A 19,584-nucleotide genomic window follows, 5' to 3' on the forward strand; every position below is an offset into this window, starting at 1 on the left:
TTGCCCCACACAAAGGTGTAACGATTCGCGTTGGCCTCGATCTTGGTGCCATCCACGAAGTAATGCTCTAGGGAAATGTATTTTTCGTCCGCAAGAAATTGAAGCACGGCGGTAAATACCCTTTCAAGGACGTCCTTCATCCGCTCAGAACGAAAGCGATTGAGCGTGCGAAAATTCGGACGTTGACGTCCAGCCAGCCACATGAAGGGAATGTTTTCTCGGACCGCTTTGGCGATTTGCCGGGAGGAATAGATTCGCTGCGTATAGGCATAGATAATGACTTTGGTCAGCATTTTAGGGTGGTAGCTGTCGCGGCCACCGCCAGGGTAGGCCGCGTCAAAGAGGGCGTCGTCGAGTCGATTTACGGCGGCGTTCACGACACGAACGAGGTGATTTGGTGGGATATCTTCTTCTAAATCCATTGGCAAGCAAAGTGGGTCCATGGTATATTGAATGTACAAAAGAAACCCTCCTTTGAAATGGTTGGTCGCACTTCCATTTTACCAAAAGAGAGGTTTCTTTTTTGCGTTTTTATAAATATTGTAGTATGTTTCCCGCTTAAACAGCGGAGAGGACGGAACGATTGTGGAAAAGCGATAGCGTTCGCCTTTGTGTCCGGATTTTCACCGCTAAGGGGAATAAAAAAAATCTGGACACAAGAGCGATTGGAACAACGGTCCGTTCGCGGAGCGTCCTCACGGAGCACAACGTTTGTCCGACTCCAAAAACAAGGGATGTCCCAAGTAGCCATTTCATGGCTTATGGGACACCCCCTTTTGACTTATGGAATGAAATTAAGACCCTGATTGGTATAACCAGTTTCTATAAAAAATAATCGAGCCTGTGCTGCGCTGTTCCGGAAGGAACTACGCGGCACAGGCTGTTTGTATGAAGAAGCTTGTGAGAGCCGGGTTATAAATAGGCAGACGGGCAGAATGAAATAAAGCCCGGCCTTCACGGCCGAGGCTTATTTGTACAATAGGGGACAGGTTACTCGCCTTGCGGTATAGCAAGTCCCAAACCTTCAGCTATGCGCTGGCCGAACTCAGGATCTGCTTTGTAGAAGTGTCCGATCTGGCGGAGCTTGATCTCTTCGTTCTCGACGGGGGTCATGGCGCCTACAATATTGCGGATCAGGCGTGCGCGTTCTTCTTCACTCAACAAACGGTAGAGGTCCCCGGGCTGAGTGTAGTGATCGTCATGATTATAGGACACACTGTCGGCCTGCCCGGTGACTTCAAACGCTGCCGGCTTGTGCGCAGGCGATTCTGTCGCTCCGCCGAAGCTGTTCGGTTCGTAGTAGACGGAACCGCCGCCGTTATTGCCATGAATCATTGCGCCGTCGCGCTGGTTATTGTTCACCTCGGCGATAGGGCGGTTAATAGGCAACTGATTGTGATTCGCACCTACACGGTAGCGGTGGGCATCGCCATAGGCGAAGAGGCGGCCCTGCAGCATTTTATCAGGAGAAGCTTCAATCCCGGGGACAAAGGAGCCGGGAGAAAATGTAGCCTGCTCCACTTCCGCGAAATAATTCTCCGGATTGCGGTCCAATACCATGCGGCCTACTTCAATGAGCGGGTAATCTTTTTGCGACCATACCTTGGTTACATCGAAGGGATCAAACCGGTAGGTATCAGCATCTTCTACAGGCATAATCTGCACATGCAGTCTCCAGGCAGGGAAATCTCCCTTATCAATCGCATTGAACAAATCCTCTGTATGATAATCCGGATTCTCTCCGGCGATTTGCGCGGCCAGATTCACATCGAGATTCTTTACGCCCTGCTCTGTTTTGAAATGGTATTTGACCCATACTGCTGCACCCTCGGCATTGACCCATTTGAATGTGTGGCTCCCGAAGCCGTGCATATGGCGGAGCGTAGCCGGTATGCCGCGGTCGGACATCAGAATCGTAACTTGATGCAGCGACTCCGGTGAAAGGGACCAGAAGTCCCAGACGGCATTGGGATTCTTCAGATGGGTCTGCGGATGGCGTTTCTGGGTATGGATAAAGTCCGGGAATTTGATTGCATCACGGATGAAAAAGACAGGTGTATTATTACCGACCAGATCGTAATTGCCTTCTTCGGTATAAAATTTCACGGCGAAGCCACGCGGATCACGAACGGTATCGGAAGACCCCAGTTCCCCGGCTACTGTCGAGAATCGGATGAACATGGGTGTGCGCTTGCCCACTTCGGACAGGAAACCTGCTTTGGTATATTTGGACAGGTCCTGAGTGACTTCAAAATAACCATGGGCTCCGGCTCCTTTGGCATGAACCACACGTTCGGGCACACGCTCCCGGTTGAAATGCGCCAGCTTTTCCAGCAAGTGTACATCCTGCAGCAGCGTAGGTCCACGGGAACCGGCTGTCATGGAGTTCTGGTTATCCCCTACAGGTGCTCCCCAGCTTGTTGTAAGTCTGTTATGGTTCTCACTCATGAATAATCTCCACCTCGTATTAAGATTTGAATTTAGAATAAGTATAAATACTATGATATCAAAAAAATTTAAAATATCAATCCTAAATTATAATTATTTTAAATAACTCTGGAGAACCAAGCATTTTCTGTTGCGCTCAGGCTTAAAAATGAACGATAATGGGGCTGTTGGAATTACAGGGAGTTTGGGCAGTTAGGGGGAGTCAACATGCTGGATCGGCTGATTAGTCTGCCATTCACGATGACGGGTGAGGAGCGCAGAGAGCTGCACATACTTACACTTAAGGAAAATATTTCGAGAGGTAAGCTGTTTGCTAAAATTATTATAGGCATTGAATCAGCTTTGGCAGTCACTGACTTGGCAGCGTCTTTCACTAAGATACACGATAGCTTTCATTTCAGCTTTTATTTTATAATGTATGTTTTCATGATCGGACTGAATGTGGCTTTTCTGCTGGGAGCTGCGGCCTATGAAAGAGATGCCAAACAGGTGGAGGGCAGGTATCGGCTGTATGAGAAGCTGTTCATCGTATATGCGTATACTTTTGTGATTTGGGGTTCTGTCGTGACGTTGTCCGATCAGCGGCTATATGGGCAAGTGATGGCTTTTGTAATTAATCTGGTCAGCATTTCAGTCATCTTTTATTTCAACAACAAAATGATGCTGTGCCTGTATGGAGTCTCGGCAGGACTGCTGTATATCGGGCTCCCCTTGTTCCAATCGTCTTCGAATGTACTGATAGGACACTACATAAATCTGACTTTGTTCCTTTTCTTTACCTGGGTGGCGTCAAGAATTCTCTATGTGAACTATTGCAGCAATTATTATAACCGGATACTGCTGGGGAACAGCCACCGCAAGCTGGAGGAGCAGGTGATTCAGAATGAAAAGGTACATCAGGAACTGGCCCGGGCCAACGGGGAGCTGCAAAGGCTATCCCTTATCGATGCGCTGACAGAAATTCCGAACCGCCGTGCTTTCGACCAAAGGATGCAGCAGCTATTAAGCTCAGGCAAAGAAGCAGCCAGTATGGTTGCTGTATTAATCATTGATATTGATTACTTCAAACCTTTCAACGACAACTACGGGCATGCTGAAGGGGACCGGATCATTAAAGAAGTGGCTCAGGTGATTCATGGGGAAATGGAGGGGGAGCTGCAATTTGCAGCCCGGCTGGGGGGTGAAGAGTTCGTGGTTGCAGCTTTTGATACAGGGGTGAACGGGGCCATGGAGCTTAGTGAAAGAATTCGTATGCGTATTCAACAAATGTCTGTTCACCACGGATATTCTGAAGTCAGCTCTTATATTACAGTGAGCATAGGCGCCACCGCAGGTGAAGCGGCAAATCCGGGGGATATTGCGCTACTGACGGAACTCGCAGATCAGGGGTTGTATGTGGCGAAAACGAGCGGCCGCAACAGAGTATCCACCGCAAGCGGCACAATGTAAAAATCCCGCCTGCAGCATAGAAGCTGTAGGCGGGACATTGTTGCTAACGGTTAACCTTTGATATACATCCGGTTGTAATATTCCTCCAGCATCCGTTTGCTCGCGAATTCGGTACGGGTGGTTTCGATGCTCTTGCGCATCATCTGTACCCACTTCTCCTTATCCTTATAGAAGGTTGGGAGGACGCGGTTCAGGAGTGTGTCGTAGAGGGCATCGCTGTCATGCTGGTCAAGCACAACGAAATCATTCGTCTCGAAGCCGTCTCCAATCTGCCAGCCATTTTCCCCGTCGATGCAGGCTTCCGGCCACCAGCCGTCAAGGATGGAACAGTTCAGGACACCGTTCATGGCAGCCTTCATGCCGGAGGTGCCGCTGGCTTCCAGCGGACGGCGCGGATTGTTGAGCCAAATATCGGAACCGCGCGTCAGCATTGCTCCGATCGTCATATCGTAATTTTCCAGGAACACTACGCTCTTCGGATATTTTTTCATCATGGCCACGAGGTTGCTGACGATTTTTTTGCCGTTGTCATCCAGCGGATGGGCTTTGCCGGAGAATACGATTTGGATGCGGCCACTCTCCAGGTAAGGCTCAATAATCTCAGGTTGGGAAAAAATCAGGTCGCTGCGTTTGTAAGGTGCCGCCCGCCGGGAGAAGCCGATCAGCAGATTGTCCGCATTCAGCGAGATGCCGGAACGTTCTTCAATAAAACCGATTAACTCGCCTTTGATCTCCTTATGTGCGGCCCACAGATCGCCGTCTTCTTCGAAGGCTCTGGTCATCCGTTCATCGACCCAGGTTGGGGTATGAATGGCATTGGTGATGCCGATGATCTCCGAACGGCCCGCGACTTCCTTCCACATTTTATTCGCGGTATCGGCATGAAGCTGGGCCACAGCGTTAGAGATACGCGACAGGCGTAGTCCGGCTACGGTCATATTGAACGGATCACCGCCGATGCGCTCCATTTGGTCACGGGTCAAGCCGTTAAAAGCACTCATATACTCCAGACGATCCAGCGGATGCGTCTCATTGCCTTCCTTAATCGGTGTATGTGTAGTGAACACAACCTCTTCCCGTGTAGCTTTCCAGGCTTCTTCAAAGGTGCTGCCGCCGGACATTTTTTCACGGATTAGTTCAATAGCCGCCAGTGCCGCATGTCCCTCGTTGAAATGGTAGACGTCAATCGGAATATCCAGTGCGCGCATGGCTTTTACCCCGCCTATTCCGAGGACAATCTCCTGTGCGATCCGTTCTTCCCCAAACCAGCCGTAGAGCTGGCCCGTAATCCAGGCATCTCCGTTCTCCGGAATATCCGTATCGAGCAGATACAGTGGATTATTGCCGAAATGATCGGTTTTCCAGACCTTGCAGACTACATCGATCTTGCGGACCTTAACGGTGACCTTTACGCCTGTATCCTCAAGGAAATCATAGACGTAATTGTGGTAGGAATCGTAGGGATCGCCGTTAGCGTCAATCTTTTGGTCCGTGTAGCCTTGCTTCCATTTCAGGCCGATGGGGATGATTGGAGCATGGATATCCTTGGCACCCTTGATGTAGTCTCCGGCCAATATGCCCAGGCCACCGGCGTACATTTTGAAGTCGGAATGCAGTCCGTACTCCATGCTGAAATAAGCTACTGACGGTAATTGGTTCTGGTTCACTTGATAAGCCTCCTAAATACATAGTAGAGTAAAAACTGGCGTTACTGCAGGCTTAATCTAAGGTGCAAACGTTTGCTCAAATGGGCGAGAAGCTTTCCTGGAAGCGATTGCACATCTATTTTAGCACATTTGAAGAAAAAAAGCATACCGAATTTTTAAAAAGAAATGGCCCGGTGTAAAGCAGCATTTTCCCTAAACGATTGGATGGCTCCGTGGAGTAGGCCCCGCAGGCTAGGACTGAAGTAGCGTTGCAAATTCCGGCCCGAGCTTATTATCCCGAAAATTCATTTCTGCTCATAAAGTGAGAGCCGGCAGCCGAAATAAATAAAGATATTTATCACAACATAGGGGGAACCGGTCACATGAAAAAAACCGTCAGTATTCTTGCAAGCTGCTTGCTGGCCATCAGCATGATGTCAGGAGCGGCACAGGCCAAATCCGAAAACAATAATGGTAGGGGGAACGGTAACGGCAACGGCAATGGCAAAAGTATAGTAGAAGCTCCAGCTGCGGTACCTGCTAATGCAACAGCACCAACAGACAAGGATAAAGATAAAGACAAGGACAAGGACAAGGAAAATGTGAGTATCAAAGAAAAGGATAAAGAGTCCGTTACTACTGTTACCTATGCTACATATGAAAACAAGGGCCATAATGGATATAAGGGTCTTCTGCATGCTATCGAAAATGTAAAGGACAAACCGGCAGGGGCTGTGATTGCAGAGCTTTTATTGACCCAGTATTCTACGGAGCTGACACCAGAAATGAAGGCTGAGCTGGTAGCCATTAAAGATAAGGATGCCGCATTGTCGGCACTTGCGGAGATTTTGAACCAAAAGGGCAGTGTAACCGATGCAGTATACGTCCAGAAAGAAGCTATTCTGGCTAACGTAAAGAATCTGAACTCGTATAAAAAGCTTGGTAAGCTGTATGCACAAACCGGCAAAAACGGGGTAAAGCTGTACGTTAACGGTGAAGAGTCCACCTCGGGCGTTGCTCCTATTGTCACATCCGGAAGCACATTGGTACCGTTCAAGGCGATTGCTGAAGCCTTGCAGGCTGAAGTGGTATGGAATGGGAAGGAGCGTTCGGTGACCATGACCCGCGAAGGGACTACGGTAAAGCTGTTTATTAATAACAAGACGGCGTATGTCAACGGTAAGGCAGTCACTCTTCAGGTAGCGCCGGCCATCGTTAAGGGCAATACGGTTGTGCCTGTCCGCTTTGTCAGTGAAGCTCTGAAAGCTACTGTGAAGTGGGAGCCGGAATCCCAATCGGTAGTCATCTACGAAGAGTAGAGGATAACAGCAGCCTCAGGCTGCATAGCAATGCATGTTCAAGAGGAAGTTATTTCTCGCAGAAACGGTATCGTCCTTTAAAGGACGGTACCGTTTCTGCTTAGTACAGAGAGAAATGGGGTTTGATAAAACCGGGTAAACCCGAGTAAGATAGAGTGTAACAAGTTAGGATGGTGAACAGATTGGGTATAGTGATAATTGGCAGCCTGAACATGGATATGGTGGTGCGCACAAGCCGGGCACCAGAGGCCGGAGAGACATTGTTCGGACAGGACTTTACCCTGTCTCCAGGCGGGAAGGGCGCAAATCAGGCAGCAGCAGCAGCCCGTCTTGGCGCAGAGGTGACGATGATCGGCAGAGTAGGTAAGGATGCCTTCGGCAGCGAGCTGCTTGAGGTCATGCGCCAGGAGCATATCCATACCGAGCATATTGGACAGAGTGAAACACTTAGTACGGGGATCGCTTCCATCGTTGTGGATGGAGAAGGGGAAAACCGGATTATCGTTGTGCCAGGGGCGAATATTGAGATGGGTCCAGCGGATATTGCAGCACTTGCGCCGATCATCAGCCAGGCGGAAATGGTGGTCTTGCAGCTGGAGACGGACCTCTCTATGTGTGCACATGCTGCGGCTATCGCCGACAGGCATGGAATCCCGGTAATCCTGAACCCGGCACCGGCCCGGGCTCTGGATGATGCATTTCTCCAGCATGTTACCTACCTGACACCCAATGAGACGGAAGCGGGCATCCTGGCAGGAATGGCCGTGAACAGTATTGATGATGCAGAGCAAGCGGCGCGTATTTTGTTACAAAAAGGGGTCAGTAACGTTATTGTGACCCTCGGTCCCAAAGGAGCGCTAATTGTGAATCATGCCGGAAGTCTGCATATTCCCGGTTTTCCTGTACAAGCTGTTGACACGGTAGCGGCTGGAGATTCTTTTAACGGAGCCCTGGCCTGGCAGCTTACCAAAGGAAAGACGCTTGACGAAGCGGTCAGATTTGCGAATGCTGTCGGTGCGCTGGCTGTAGGCAAGAAGGGTGCGATTCCGTCGCTGCCGCAGCTGCCGGAGGTTGAGCAATTTCTCCAGGATGCTGCTGATCAGTAAATGAATCTTAGCTACACGCTTATACATAAGGAGCTGAAGGAAATGAGCGGTACAGTAACTGTTAGACATGTAACCCTTGGTGAGGATATTCCCAAAATCTGCGTTCCACTGGTTGGAGCTACGGCAGCTGAGCTAATAGCAGAAGCAGAGGCACTGAAGGAGCTGGCACCGGATCTGGTGGAATGGCGGAGCGACTTTTTTGCAGAGGTTGAAGATCTCACCGCAGTACAGGAAACCTTGTCCGCAATCTCCTCCGTCCTTCCGGACATTCCGCTGATCTTCACGTTCCGCAGTGAAGAGGAAGGCGGCGAGCGGGCGATTGCGAAGGAATATTATATACGGCTGAATCAAGCGGCCGCAGAGAGCGGCAGCGCCGATATCATCGATGTGGAGCTGTTCAAGGGAGATGATATCGTTCGTGAGTTAATTGCGGCTGCGCATGCCTGCGGGGTGTTCGTGATCGTATCGAATCACGATTTCCACGGAACACCCTCCCAGGAGGAGATGATCACACGGCTGCGCAAGGCCCAGGAGCTTGGCGGGGATCTGCCCAAAATCGCTGTCATGCCGCAGCATGCGGGTGATGTGCTGACGCTGCTGGCTGCGACGAATACGATGCGGGAACAGTATGCGGACCGTCCGATCATAACGATGTCCATGGGCGGAGAAGGTGTAATCAGCCGCCTGGCCGGAGAAATCTTTGGCTCAGCGCTGACCTTTGGCGCAGCACACAAGCCCTCGGCTCCGGGCCAGGTGGCGGTAGCCGAGTTGCGCAGTGTGCTTGCGCTGCTGCACCGCAGCCTGTAGAATTGCGGGCATTCAAGGGATCAGGAAATACAGGCAGCTCCATCAGCTGGAGCTGTCTTTTTGCTGATCCTGCATCATAATTCCCCGCTCCTTAAATACCTCCTTGGCTACAAAGGTCGCATTCAGCACACGCGGAAATCCGGTATAAGGCACACAATGCAGGATGGCTTCCACGATTTCTTTAGGAGAAAGTCCTACATTAAGCGCTGCATTGATGTGAACGGTGAGCTGAGGCTCGCAACCGCCAAGCGTAGTGAGCGAGGAAATGGTGACTAGTTGGCGCTGCCGCAAATCCAGTCCTTCGCGGGGATAAATATCGCCAAAAGCAAATTCGATCACAAATCTGCCCAGATCGGGAGAAATGTCCTTCAGCGATTGAATTACATTTGTCCCTCCCTTGCCATCCACTTCCATCAGCTTTTCCCACCCGCGTTCATAACGTTCTGTTGTCATAAGGTAACCTCCGATTAATAGGGTATTTAACTTCTGAATTCAGGTTACAGCTTAGAGCGCGCTCTAATGCAACCGTTAATTTTTTGTGGTATGATTCCGCCATGGAGAACTTACTTACGATTCAGGAAATGTCCCGCCTGACGGGACTGTCAGCGCATACGCTGCGGTATTATGAGAAAGTTGGCATGCTGGAAGGCGTGTCCAGGAATGAACAGGGCTACCGGGCCTATTCTGAAGCTGATGTATCTTGGGTACAATTCCTGGTCATTCTGAGGGAGCTGGATATCCCCATCCGGGAAATGAAGCGTTATTCCGATCTGCGCAGCCAAGGTCCGTCGACTGTCCATGAGAGACGATTGATGCTGGAAGCCCACCAGAGCAGGGTCCAGCAGCAGATGCGGAAGCTTGGCGATAATCTCGGGAAGATTGCCGACAAGATTCAGTACTACAAAGTAATGGAGGAAGAGGTGGAGGCGGGTATAAAATAGAGCGGCAGCGGGATGATCCGCTGCCGCTCTGACTTTTACAAACGTGTAGAATAAGCCTACTCTTGTTCCGATCCGGTATACACATGAACGGCATCCCTCAGAAACCTGGCCGCGCCGGACCGGTTTTTGTCGTAGTAGGCGGTGAACCGCTCATCATCGACATACATTTGTGCGACTCCGGCATGGGCCTCTTTGGTATAGGTATCCCAGTAGAAGGTCAGCCATTGACGGTGCAGATCGGCGGCTTTTTGGGCCAGTACGCTTGCCGGATCACCGTCCTCCATGGCCTGCTCCAGTGCGGCGAACATCTCAGCCTCCGTCTCCTGAACCCTGTCGTACTGTTCCTCCGTCATATTTCTCAGCTTGCGGTTCGACTTCTCTACAGCTTCATCTCCATATTTTCCGCGGATTTCCTGTCCATACTTCTGCTCGTTATCGTCGATCAGCTTTTGCTTAAAGCCTGCGAATTTTTCTTCATTGCTCATAGTTATTCTCCCTTCGGTTTGTGCCAGTGTCCGCTCGACGTTCAGGATCAGCCTATCCAATTGCTGTCTCCGCTGAAGCAGCTTCTCATGATGCTCGCGCAGGGCCTGGGCGCCGTCAAAGGAAGGTGCGGTTACAAGCGCTTTGATCCCTTCCAGACTTAGCCCCAGCTCCCGGTAAAAAAGAATCTGCTGCAGCCGGTCGACCTCGGCCTGGCCATAGATACGGTATCCCGAGGAGTTGATTCTCGCCGGCTTGAGAATACCAAACTCATCGTAATACCGCAGGGTCCGTGTGCTGATTCCCGCAAGCGCCCCCAGCTTCTGCACGGTATACTCCATCATTTCTTCAGCCTCCAGCTCATTCTCAGCGTGTATTTGAATAGATCGCTTCGCGTCAGCGACTTGCAAGCAGCTGCTTGCAAATTGAATGTACACCTTTACGTAACGGCAATGTCAATCTTTTTTATGATAAAAAAAACAGCGGCAGTCTCCCTAGTATACCCACTAAGGGAACTGCCGCTGTCATATGGCGATAATGAATGCAGTTTTACTTTTTGCCGAGCTGTGCTGCAAAATAGGCCTGCAATTCCGCCAGCTTGCGTGGATCAGCCAAAGCGTCCTCAGCCGGGAAATAGTGCTCGGCAACGAGGTCCCAGGTGGGAACGATCTTCTGCGCGTTCATCGCTTTGATTGCGATCTTGACTGTCTTGCGTTCTCTGGCATTGGAGAAGGTGTCCACATAGTGCTGGGAGCGTTCGAAGTCGAGATCCGGGAAGACGGCGCGGAAAATTTCCGCTGTCATCTTGGCATCGTCCAGCGCGCGATGCGCGGAGCCGGAAGGCTCCAGCTCGAATAGGGCCATCGCCCCTTCGACGCTGATATCATTGGTGAGGCCGCGGGCACGCAGCACGCCTTTGAGCAGATCGAAATAGGTGGCAGACAGCCAGTAGGTATCATCCATTTTGTGCATGCGGACATCCTGAATGATCCGTTTCATATCCTCACCGCCCCACGTCAGAAGGAGAACACCGTCCAGGCTCTGATCCAGCCAGGCCCGAAAGGCTGTAATCACCCTAGGGAACCGGTCGGCCACGTCTATATCTTCCTGGGGGATGCCCGTTTTTTTCTTAATGAACGAATTCAGGGTAGAGAAGTATATGGGTTTGATCAAAGCCGAGAATTCATCCTTATATTGCAATGAAGCGTCTAACCGGACGGCTCCAATCTCAATGACCTCCATAGGGTGCTCGCTGGCAAATTTGCGGCCGTTGAATTCGATGTCCAGAATAATATAATCCACAGGTAATGCCTCCGTTTCAGTGACTGGCGCTAGGATTGCCTTAAAATACGCCGACTATTCTATTTTAGCAAAAAAACGCAGGAATGGGGAGTTCAGAGGGAATCGGTTTGTTGACCGGAGATTTGACGTCTTTTTAGGGAGAGGAATTTCCTGCATTTGGATACCGTCCTTACGTATTCATGCATTTTTCCTTTTGATAAATCGGGAGATAGCGCTTTATTTGTAAAATTATATAAGGGAAAAGCAGGAGAAAAGTCGCGGTACGGCGAATTTCTTGTGAGTAGGAAGAGAGGAATGTGTGATGAAGAACAAGCCGAAATTTGATGTGCAGACATTGCAGAACGCTTACTCTTCTTTATGCGGATTGTCGATTATGATTACCAACCAAACGGATGAACGATTAACAGAACCTTCGGGTTTAACGGGTATGGTACGTCTTTTATTGGGTTTTGAGAGTCAATCTGCCGAAGATGCAATTACTAAAATTATTGAAAAGGTTAGCGGCATTCCTAAACCTATCGTATATGAAACCATATCGGGATTTAAGCTGCTGGTTGCCCCTATAAATTTTCATAAACAAACTGGTTATTACATTATTGCAGGTGTCTGGATAGAGGAAGGCAGCAAGGAGCTCATCGCAGAACGAATATATGAAACGATTCATCCCGATGAATGGGAGCACTGGATTCGTGCCCTGGATACTGTAGCAACGTATAACAAAGAGCATACAGGAGGTATTCTTCATCAACTGGAAACCTTGGCCGATACGATTAGTGTCCTTCTTGAACGGGAGCAGCGGGAGAATCACTCTGCATACAAACTGCAGTTGTTGAACCTTACCCACCTGATCGACTCCAAAAGCCCTAACTGGCTGAAAGGGGTGCTCGGCATATTCACACGTGTTATGGGGCTTGAATTTGCAGGATATGCCGGCAGCATAGACGAAAAGGGACAATTCACGATCATTGAAACGACTGGTATGCCTGCAGAGCAATCCTTATCAGGTGCTTCCTTTTTCTCGGGTGAAGGCTTCCTGGGGCAGGTAGGGCTCTCCAAACAGATGGGGTATTGGGAGAATGCGGACCGGGACCCGAGAAGCTACTTCTTCACTATGCGGGGAATCAAACCTAAAGTCATCATTTGTTATCCCATAAAATATAAAGGTCAACTATTTGGGTTGTTGTTTGGCGGAGATTCTTCGAGAACGGAAATATCGGAAGAGGAAGCGGATATGGGATTGCTGGCAGCCCATCAGATCTCATCTTCTATATACCACTTGGATAGTGAAGATGCAATCGAACGGCGCAGCCTGCGGATTAAGACTTTTCAGGAATTAACCCAGGCATTTGTTGCTGTCCAGGACAGGGAAGACTTCCTGCAAATGTTTCTTGAATCTATACAGCAGCAGATCCACAGCTCTTTCATCTGCCTATTGCACCACCAGCCCGAAAATGATGGAATGAAAATATATACTTCTCCCTCTGCTTCAAAAGAATGGTATTCCGTATATGCTGCGGATGCTGAAGCTGTCTATTTTGGAGACGGGATGCCGGGGTTTAGTATGCTGCGCAGACCCTTGCAACGTGAATGGGAGGGCAGGGAGGTAGTAGAATTTCCAGTGGCTTCCGGTCAAAAACTACTGGGGATGGTTACTATCCAATTTATAGATGATAGGCAATACAAGGAATATGCGATGTTCATTCAGGCAATCTGCGGTTTTGTGGTGGCTAAATTAGTGGTAGCGCAACAAGCGGCCCCGCTTATGAATAGAGACATTATTCGCCTGCTCCAGGATTCGTTGTTAATGTGGAAACCGGAAGCGTATCATAAGGGGACCCGGGTAAAAGAGCTCGCGGCGGGTTTGTTGCAAGAATTGAATCGTCCATCCGAAGAGATCGAATGGATCGGGCAGGCAGGTCTGCTCGCTGAATTTGATGCAGAACTGTTGACCGGGTACTTCGGAGCGGCCCCGCTGGTTATGCTGCTGCGTCAACTGCAACGGTACAGGTCAGGACAACAAGAGGACATAGGAGAAAGTTCCTATGCTTTCCTGGGACAAGTGCTGTTGATCGTTATATCGTATCTGGAAAAAGGGGACATGGAGTGGAAGGAAGCTCTTCCTGTTCCCGTGAATGAGTCCATCCTGCGCTCTGCAGAACAGTTCTTGCACAGGCAGAACTCACCCGAAGCCGCCCGGCTCCCGGCTGAAAATAAAGAACGGCTGACTTCAAGAGAAGAAGAGATTCTAGGTCATTTGGTTCAAGGAATGAATAATAAGGAAATCGCTGAGAGGCTGTTCATCAGCATGCATACTGTTAAGAATCATATCACCAAGATCTATGAAAAGCTTGGTGTTAGCGGCCGGGCCCAGGCGATTTCTCAAATGTACCAGACCTCCATAAGCCATACGGTGAAGAAGCAATGATCCCCTTTGTTAGGGCACATTGCTTTTTTTGTGCTGTGGAAAAGGAAGAGTTTCCTGTAGAAAATAGGAACATATTGTCGATAAAAAGGAACTAGTGACAATAGGCACAAGGAACTAGTCCGATCATAATGAAAGAGAAATATTTCACAAAGCTAACCGTTATATAAGACTTTTCCAAATGCAAAGAATAAAGAGCGGCTGGGTAGGGCCTGGGAGAATTGCACAAAACGGAGAGTAGTCTGTGGAGTGCTTGAAAGCGCATACAAATAGTAACCACTTAGAGGAGTGTTTCAGATGAAATTTAATATCCGAACTAAATTATTGGGGAGCTTCCTGCTTGTTGTTGCGTTGCTTCTGATTATCAGCGGATTGTCGATTGTTAAAATGGGGCAAATGAACAGCAATTCAGTGCAGATGCGCGAGTATAATTTCCCTGGATTAGTCCATATGGAGAACATCCGGACGGATCTGTACAAACTCCGGGGCGATCTGATGAAGATCATACTGGAAACAAGAGCTTCCGAATTTGGTAAGATCCAATCGACGATTCAGGAAGACCAGAAGGATCTGGCTTCCAATATCAAGGATTACGGAGAGCTTTCACTCGATACCGAACAAAAAGTATCCCTGGAGAGCATCAGAAAAAATGTGGAAAGCTATAATGCAGCGGTTCCCAATATCATTGAGCTCGGAGTCAATAATGATAATGTAAGGGGCTATCAAGCAATGCTTGATTCAGTTCCTTATCTGCAAAAGGCGCAGGATACAGTGAACCTTGAAGTAGAGAAAGTAGTAAATGACGCGAATAAAAATATTGAGGCCAATATAGGCAGCTACACTTCCGGGAAATACACCGTTATCATCTTTGCGTGTCTGGCTACAGCCATTGCCATCGTGCTCGCCTTATGGATCTCGCAGGGAATTGTAGGCCCTGTATCCAAGATTCTGTCAATCATGGTCAAAATGGCCGGTGGAGATCTCAGAGAGCAAATCTCACTGAAAAACCGGGACGAGTTCGGCAAGCTTGCCAGTGCTGTCAATGAGATGATAACCAGCTTGAGGAAATTAATTGGTGGAACAGCTGAGTCTGCTCAAAGTGTAGCGGCTTCCTCCGAGGAAATCTCGGCTACCACTGAACAAATCGCTTCCGGCAGCCAGTCCCAGGCTATGGCAGCACAAAATATCAATCATCTGATTCAGGATCTGGTCAGAGGCATTGATGAGGTAGCTAAGAATGCCGAACAAGTCTCGGAGTTATCCAGTCAAACCCGTCATGGTGCTGAAGAGGGAAGTAATGCAGTAAGGGAATCCGGTCTGGGTATGAGTAATTTGTCAGAGAAGATGGGGCTTCTTGAGCAGGACTCCCAAAGAATCGGGGAGATTATTGAGGTGATTGACGAGATTGCTGAACAAACCAATCTGCTTGCCTTAAATGCGGCAATTGAAGCGGCGCGTGCCGGTGAGCAGGGAAGAGGTTTTGCCGTTGTGGCTGATGAAGTCCGTAAGCTGGCGGAACGGAGCAGCGAAGCCACGAAACAAATTGCTCACATCATCCGGGGAATGCAAAAGAATACGGTACTCAGTGTACAGGCAGTAAGTGAGGTATCTGCACTGTCAGACCGGACGGAGGGGCTAATCAAGGGGATTGTTGACCGTGTAAATGAAACTACCCACCAAATTACCGGTATTGCTGCGGCATGCGAGGAACAGGCAGCACAAACGAATGAGGTTCTCTTCTCCATTGAGGCTGTAGCGGCGGGTAGCCAGGAGTCAGCAGCAGCAGCAGAGGAAACGGCAGCATCCTCGCAAATGCTCGCCAGATTAGCTGACGAATTGAATAGCTCCATTTCAGCCTTCAAGCTGGTGTAAGGAGGATGAATGATGCAGGCAACAGCGAGTACTGAACAATATGTTGTATCCCGTCTGGGAAGCGAGAAGCATGCTATTAATATTCGTGATATCAATGAAATCATCAAAATGGAGCATATCACAGGAGTGCCCAACAGCAAGCCATTTATCAGAGGCGTTATTAATTTGCGGGGCAGGATTGTCCCGGTGATCAGCTTATGCAGGAGATTCGGCATTCCCGAGACGCCCATGGGAGCTCAGTCACGCATCATTGTGGTGGGCTACAAGCAGGAGGCTATTGGCATTATTGTCGATGCCGTGGAGAAGGTGACTTCTTTTCAGGAAATTGAGCCTCCGCTTGAATCTCGTGAAGTCCAAGGTGCTCAATATATGGACGGAATAGGACAGAGTGCAGACGGGTTAATCAGCATTCTGAATGTTGATCGGTTGTTTGGTGAAGGGTGACGCATGAAGGAGAGCGAAAAAGATGAATGATTTTCATAATTCTGCGTATTTGGGTGTCTTTTTAGATGAGATGGAAGAACAGCTTCAGCTTTTGGATGATTCCTTGCTGATGCTGGAAAGCGTGGGCTGTCAGCAAGACACCATTCAAAAAATTTTCCGGGCTGCACATACCTTAAAAGGATCTTCTGCAGTCATGGGTTTTAAGCAGCTTAACAGACTGACCCATCAGATGGAAAGTGTATTTGAGCTGATCCGGTGCGGAGAGCAGGAGGTAACCTCCGAATTATTGAATATTCTATTCGACTGTATCGATTTCATTAAGGAGCTCCGCCACTCCATTCTGGGTGGTGTGATGGAGGAGGGAGACACAACGATCCTCATGGGGCGGCTGGAAGAAATCCGGGGTTCCGCTTCGGGCACACCCGTAAACCATGAACAGTCAGTTAAAAAGTCTGCACCTGCTCTACATATTGTCTTTGATAATGTTCAGAAAGGAAAAATACAAACGGCTCTGGAAAGCGGCTACGAGGTTATGGCTATTCATGTTCATATGGCGGAAGAGGAATCCATGAAATATGTAAGGGCCAAGCTCGTCGAAATTAATCTGACAGAGCATGGGGAAGTTGCTGCCTGCTACCCGGAGCTGGAAATGATTGAGAAGGATGAGTTATTTACCGGAACTGTAGTGTATATTTTGATTACCCGACAAATCCAGCAGGACATTATCCGTAGTCTGACCCATATCTCCCAAATTGATTCCGTACGTATTGAATATATTACAACTTTGAATCTGGATGCCTTTATAGAAGGGAAAGTAGTGCCAGAAGTCGAAAAGAGCAAAGTACAAGAACCCCGCAAGGATATAGTCAAAGTTAATGAGGTTCAGGTAATTTCTGAGAAAAAGGTACAGGTGGCTCAGACGGTTCGCGTTGATGTGGAACGTCTTGAGGGTCTTCTGAATCTGGTAGGCGAATTAATCATTGATAACACTAGGCTTCGCAGTATACGTGCCAAGCTAAGCGAGCAGTTCAAAAACAATGGCGATATTAATGTCCTCAATGACATTGCAAGCCATTTGAACATGGTCGTTACCGATCTCCAGGAAGGAATGATGAAGACACGGATGCTGCCGATTGAGCATTTGTTTGGCCGTTTTCCGCGTATGGTCCGTGATTTGGCTCAGAAATCGAATAAAGAAATCGAATTCATCATTGAAGGCAAAGAGACGGAGCTTGACCGTACCCTGATTGAAGAAATCAGTGACCCGCTCATTCATATCCTGCGTAATTCGGTGGATCATGGACTGGAGCTGCCGGAAGAACGGGCTGCGATGGGCAAACCGTGCAAAGGAACCATAGTGCTTCGGGCCAGCCATCAAGGGAATATGATCGTAATTACTATCGCAGATGATGGCAGGGGCATAGATGCGGAAAAGGTTAAAGAAATGGCAATCCGTAAAGGGTTCGTTAGTGCTGAAGAGGCCAGCCATATGACGGAAAAGGAACTTGTGATGCTGATTTTCCGTTCAGGCGTTTCCACAGCCCAAACGGTCACAGATCTGTCCGGGCGGGGCGTTGGAATGGATATTGTGAAATCGCATATTGAGAAACTAAATGGCATCATTGATATTGAAACCACGCGGAATGAAGGGACCGTATTTACCATAAAGCTTCCCTTAACCCTTGCCATTATAAGATCTTTGCTGGTGAAGCTGGGAAGAAGTACATTTGCGGTTCCGTTAGTGAATGTGATTGAAATCTTCAGGCTGAAGACAGCGGATATTCTTACGGTACAAGGGAAAGAAGTGTGTAAATTCCGCAATCAGGTACTGCCTCTTGTACGTCTTCACCGAAAACTGCAGGTGCAGGAAGAGCTTGAACCGGCTAAGGACCGCTTGTTCGTGGTAATCGTAGGATTGGCGGATAAACGGGTCTGTCTGGTCGTCGATCAAACCATCGGCAATCAGGAGATCGTGATCAAATCGCTGGGGAATTATATCGGTAATGTTTCTTATATTGCCGGGTCAACGATTCTTGGAGACGGTCATGTGGCCCATATATTGGATGTCGGCTTCATTGCCCGTGAGACAGGCTCCTCATACGAGGCACTGCTGGCAGAAGACATGAAGGGTGAACAGGTAGATGCTGAAGGTGAGAAATATGTGACCTTCAAGCTGTCAGGTTTGGATTTCGGAATTCCGATTTACAAGATGAAAGAGATTCTGCCTGTACCTGAGATTCACCCTCTGGTCTCTGCGCCTGCACATGTTCTGGGGATGATTCATCTGCGGGGAATGCTGTTTCCGGTGTATGATTTACGGCCTCAATTGGGAATGAGCGCCTTTGAGCAAGCCCCCGGCTCCCGGATCATGATCTGCGAAGTGTCTGGACATGAGGTGGGAATTGTAGTTGATGAGGTTGCGCAGGTTTGCCCGCTCTCAAGAGCATACATGGAAGAAACGCTGGATTATGTGCTTATGAATTCAGATATGCTCGATGCCATATACAAACAAAACCAACAGTTTATCCATTTGCTGAATTTGGAGAAGATGCTGAATTTAGAAATTAAGCGGAAAGAGGTGGGTTGATTATGGAGAATATCTTGAAGGATCAGGTACAGCTGCTGAACTGGAATACAGATGTAACGTTAAAAAACGTGGACGAATTCCGCGGAGCGATTGAGAAGCTGGTCGAAGGAGAGAAGACAAAGCTTATCCTGGAGCTCACGAAGGTAGCCTATCTGAATAGCGCGGCCCTGGGTGTGATTGCTGATGCTGTGCTTGGCGCAGGTCGTGCAGGCAAAGAGCTCATTATTGTGGGTGTCCAATCAACTGTAGGTGAAATTTTCGAAATTGTCCATTTCAGTGCATTGATGAAGATCTTCACTGCACTTGAAGAAGGCTACGCCTATTTTACAGGTGAATTGAAATGAACAACGTGAACAGCGGGACGTACGGGCAGATTCTGGTGATTCATTCGAGAAGTGATATTGCTCTTGCTATGAAGACAACCCATCGAATTGCTATGCTTACGGAATTCTCTGACCACGAATCTATACTCCTGCAGTTGGTCACTGAAGAAGCCTGCATGAATGCTTTTGAGCATGGTTGTCCCTCAGGTACTTGTGAATTCAGAATTTCATGGCTGGTTGAATCCGATATTATGGAGATCAGGGTTTGTCAGAATGGAGGGTCCTTTGAACTGAGCAATGAACCAAACCAGCCGGTCAAAATAGGGTCACGCGGAAGAGGGCTGGTTCTGATTCAAGGCATTATGGATGAAGTACGCTTAATCCCTACGGGTCCCTATATCACCCTCTCCATGCGTAAGAAAAGGAAAGTGTAAT

The 19,584-nt window shown here is 48.8% G+C and carries 17 protein-coding genes; 11 read left to right on the forward strand and 6 right to left on the reverse strand.

Going from position 1 to position 19,584, the window contains the following annotated elements; translation table 11 throughout:
* The coding region (locus A3848_RS00005) for a transposase (RefSeq protein ID WP_143192311.1) at positions 1-461 on the reverse strand (461 nt) is incomplete at its 3' end.
* Positions 462-990: 529 nt separating this feature from the next.
* A complete protein-coding gene (katA, locus tag A3848_RS00010) occupies positions 991-2,448 on the reverse strand; it encodes a catalase KatA (protein WP_074082758.1) in 1,458 nt (485 codons plus the stop codon).
* A gap of 207 nt (positions 2,449-2,655) precedes the next feature.
* On the opposite strand from katA, the gene A3848_RS00015 reads away from it, so the two are divergent.
* Complete coding sequence (locus A3848_RS00015; protein WP_074082759.1) at positions 2,656-3,897, forward strand: GGDEF domain-containing protein; 1,242 nt, start codon at positions 2,656-2,658, stop codon at positions 3,895-3,897.
* Positions 3,898-3,947: 50 nt separating this feature from the next.
* Here the strand turns inward: A3848_RS00015 and glgP are convergent, their stop codons facing one another.
* The gene (glgP, locus tag A3848_RS00020) at positions 3,948-5,564 is read right to left on the reverse strand and encodes an alpha-glucan family phosphorylase (RefSeq protein ID WP_074082761.1); all 1,617 of its coding nucleotides are present in this window, start codon (positions 5,562-5,564) and stop codon (positions 3,948-3,950) included.
* A 362-nt stretch (positions 5,565-5,926) separates the two neighbouring features.
* Here glgP and A3848_RS00025 point away from each other — a divergent pair, with 362 nt between their 5' ends.
* From A3848_RS00025 to aroD, 3 genes are all read left to right on the forward strand, one after another.
* Positions 5,927-6,862 carry a copper amine oxidase N-terminal domain-containing protein gene (locus A3848_RS00025; RefSeq protein WP_074082764.1) on the forward strand — a complete coding sequence of 312 codons (936 nt, stop codon included), beginning with the start codon at positions 5,927-5,929 and terminating at the stop codon, positions 6,860-6,862.
* Positions 6,863-7,053: 191 nt separating this feature from the next.
* Positions 7,054-7,968 (forward strand): ribokinase, encoded by a 915-nt coding sequence (gene rbsK, locus A3848_RS00030; RefSeq protein ID WP_256702120.1) that lies wholly within the window; start codon positions 7,054-7,056, stop codon positions 7,966-7,968.
* 42 nt (positions 7,969-8,010) lie between these two features.
* Positions 8,011-8,775, forward strand: coding sequence for a type I 3-dehydroquinate dehydratase (aroD, locus tag A3848_RS00035; RefSeq protein WP_074083307.1), 765 nt, complete (start codon positions 8,011-8,013; stop codon positions 8,773-8,775).
* Between the two features lie 42 nt (positions 8,776-8,817).
* Here the strand turns inward: aroD and A3848_RS00040 are convergent, their stop codons facing one another.
* A complete protein-coding gene (locus A3848_RS00040; protein WP_074082766.1) occupies positions 8,818-9,228 on the reverse strand; it encodes a carboxymuconolactone decarboxylase family protein in 411 nt (136 codons plus the stop codon).
* A gap of 101 nt (positions 9,229-9,329) precedes the next feature.
* Here A3848_RS00040 and A3848_RS00045 point away from each other — a divergent pair, with 101 nt between their 5' ends.
* Positions 9,330-9,716 (forward strand): MerR family transcriptional regulator, encoded by a 387-nt coding sequence (locus A3848_RS00045; RefSeq protein WP_074082767.1) that lies wholly within the window; start codon positions 9,330-9,332, stop codon positions 9,714-9,716.
* Between the two features lie 56 nt (positions 9,717-9,772).
* On the opposite strand, the gene A3848_RS00050 is transcribed toward A3848_RS00045, so the two are convergent.
* On the reverse strand, positions 9,773-10,540 hold the full coding sequence (locus tag A3848_RS00050) for a MerR family transcriptional regulator (RefSeq protein WP_074083308.1): 768 nt from the start codon (positions 10,538-10,540) through the stop codon (positions 9,773-9,775).
* 208 nt (positions 10,541-10,748) lie between these two features.
* Positions 10,749-11,501, reverse strand: a complete 753-nt coding sequence (locus A3848_RS00055) for a 3'-5' exonuclease (protein ID WP_074082769.1) — start codon at positions 11,499-11,501, stop codon at positions 10,749-10,751.
* A gap of 301 nt (positions 11,502-11,802) precedes the next feature.
* Between A3848_RS00055 and A3848_RS00060 the strand changes: the two genes are divergently transcribed.
* The 6 genes from A3848_RS00060 to A3848_RS00085 all read left to right on the forward strand — a co-directional run bounded on the left by A3848_RS00060 (position 11,803) and on the right by A3848_RS00085 (position 19,583).
* Complete coding sequence (locus tag A3848_RS00060) at positions 11,803-13,926, forward strand: LuxR C-terminal-related transcriptional regulator (RefSeq protein WP_074082771.1); 2,124 nt, start codon at positions 11,803-11,805, stop codon at positions 13,924-13,926.
* Positions 13,927-14,220: 294 nt separating this feature from the next.
* Positions 14,221-15,795: a methyl-accepting chemotaxis protein gene (locus A3848_RS00065; RefSeq protein ID WP_074082773.1), complete on the forward strand. Its 1,575-nt coding sequence runs from the start codon at positions 14,221-14,223 to the stop codon at positions 15,793-15,795.
* 12 nt (positions 15,796-15,807) lie between these two features.
* Complete coding sequence (locus A3848_RS00070) at positions 15,808-16,239, forward strand: chemotaxis protein CheW (protein ID WP_074082774.1); 432 nt, start codon at positions 15,808-15,810, stop codon at positions 16,237-16,239.
* A gap of 22 nt (positions 16,240-16,261) precedes the next feature.
* Positions 16,262-18,826, forward strand: a complete 2,565-nt coding sequence (locus A3848_RS00075) for a chemotaxis protein CheA (RefSeq protein WP_074082776.1) — start codon at positions 16,262-16,264, stop codon at positions 18,824-18,826.
* A 2-nt stretch (positions 18,827-18,828) separates the two neighbouring features.
* Positions 18,829-19,170, forward strand: coding sequence for an STAS domain-containing protein (locus A3848_RS00080; RefSeq protein WP_074082778.1), 342 nt, complete (start codon positions 18,829-18,831; stop codon positions 19,168-19,170).
* Positions 19,167-19,583: an ATP-binding protein gene (locus A3848_RS00085; RefSeq protein ID WP_074082780.1), complete on the forward strand. Its 417-nt coding sequence runs from the start codon at positions 19,167-19,169 to the stop codon at positions 19,581-19,583. The genes A3848_RS00080 and A3848_RS00085 overlap by 4 nt, the downstream gene beginning before the upstream one ends.
* The last annotated feature ends 1 nt before the right edge of the window (position 19,584 follow it).

It is taken from the genome of Paenibacillus sp. P32E (genome assembly GCF_001909085.1).
GTDB lineage: Bacteria > Bacillota > Bacilli > Paenibacillales > Paenibacillaceae > Paenibacillus_AQ > Paenibacillus_AQ helianthi.

Coding starts and splice junctions, on each gene's coding strand:
- A3848_RS00075 (WP_074082776.1), top strand. CDS start 16,262: ATGAATGATTTTCATAATTCTGCGTATTTGGGTGTCTTTTTAGATGAG.
- A3848_RS00045 (WP_074082767.1), top strand. CDS start 9,330: ATGGAGAACTTACTTACGATTCAGGAAATGTCCCGCCTGACGGGACTG.
- A3848_RS00050 (WP_074083308.1), bottom strand. CDS start 10,540: ATGGAGTATACCGTGCAGAAGCTGGGGGCGCTTGCGGGAATCAGCACA.
- A3848_RS00080 (WP_074082778.1), top strand. CDS start 18,829: ATGGAGAATATCTTGAAGGATCAGGTACAGCTGCTGAACTGGAATACA.
- A3848_RS00070 (WP_074082774.1), top strand. CDS start 15,808: ATGCAGGCAACAGCGAGTACTGAACAATATGTTGTATCCCGTCTGGGA.
- A3848_RS00085 (WP_074082780.1), top strand. CDS start 19,167: ATGAACAACGTGAACAGCGGGACGTACGGGCAGATTCTGGTGATTCAT.
- katA (WP_074082758.1), bottom strand. CDS start 2,448: ATGAGTGAGAACCATAACAGACTTACAACAAGCTGGGGAGCACCTGTA.
- A3848_RS00065 (WP_074082773.1), top strand. CDS start 14,221: ATGAAATTTAATATCCGAACTAAATTATTGGGGAGCTTCCTGCTTGTT.
- A3848_RS00015 (WP_074082759.1), top strand. CDS start 2,656: ATGCTGGATCGGCTGATTAGTCTGCCATTCACGATGACGGGTGAGGAG.
- A3848_RS00040 (WP_074082766.1), bottom strand. CDS start 9,228: ATGACAACAGAACGTTATGAACGCGGGTGGGAAAAGCTGATGGAAGTG.
- A3848_RS00060 (WP_074082771.1), top strand. CDS start 11,803: ATGAAGAACAAGCCGAAATTTGATGTGCAGACATTGCAGAACGCTTAC.
- A3848_RS00025 (WP_074082764.1), top strand. CDS start 5,927: ATGAAAAAAACCGTCAGTATTCTTGCAAGCTGCTTGCTGGCCATCAGC.
- aroD (WP_074083307.1), top strand. CDS start 8,011: ATGAGCGGTACAGTAACTGTTAGACATGTAACCCTTGGTGAGGATATT.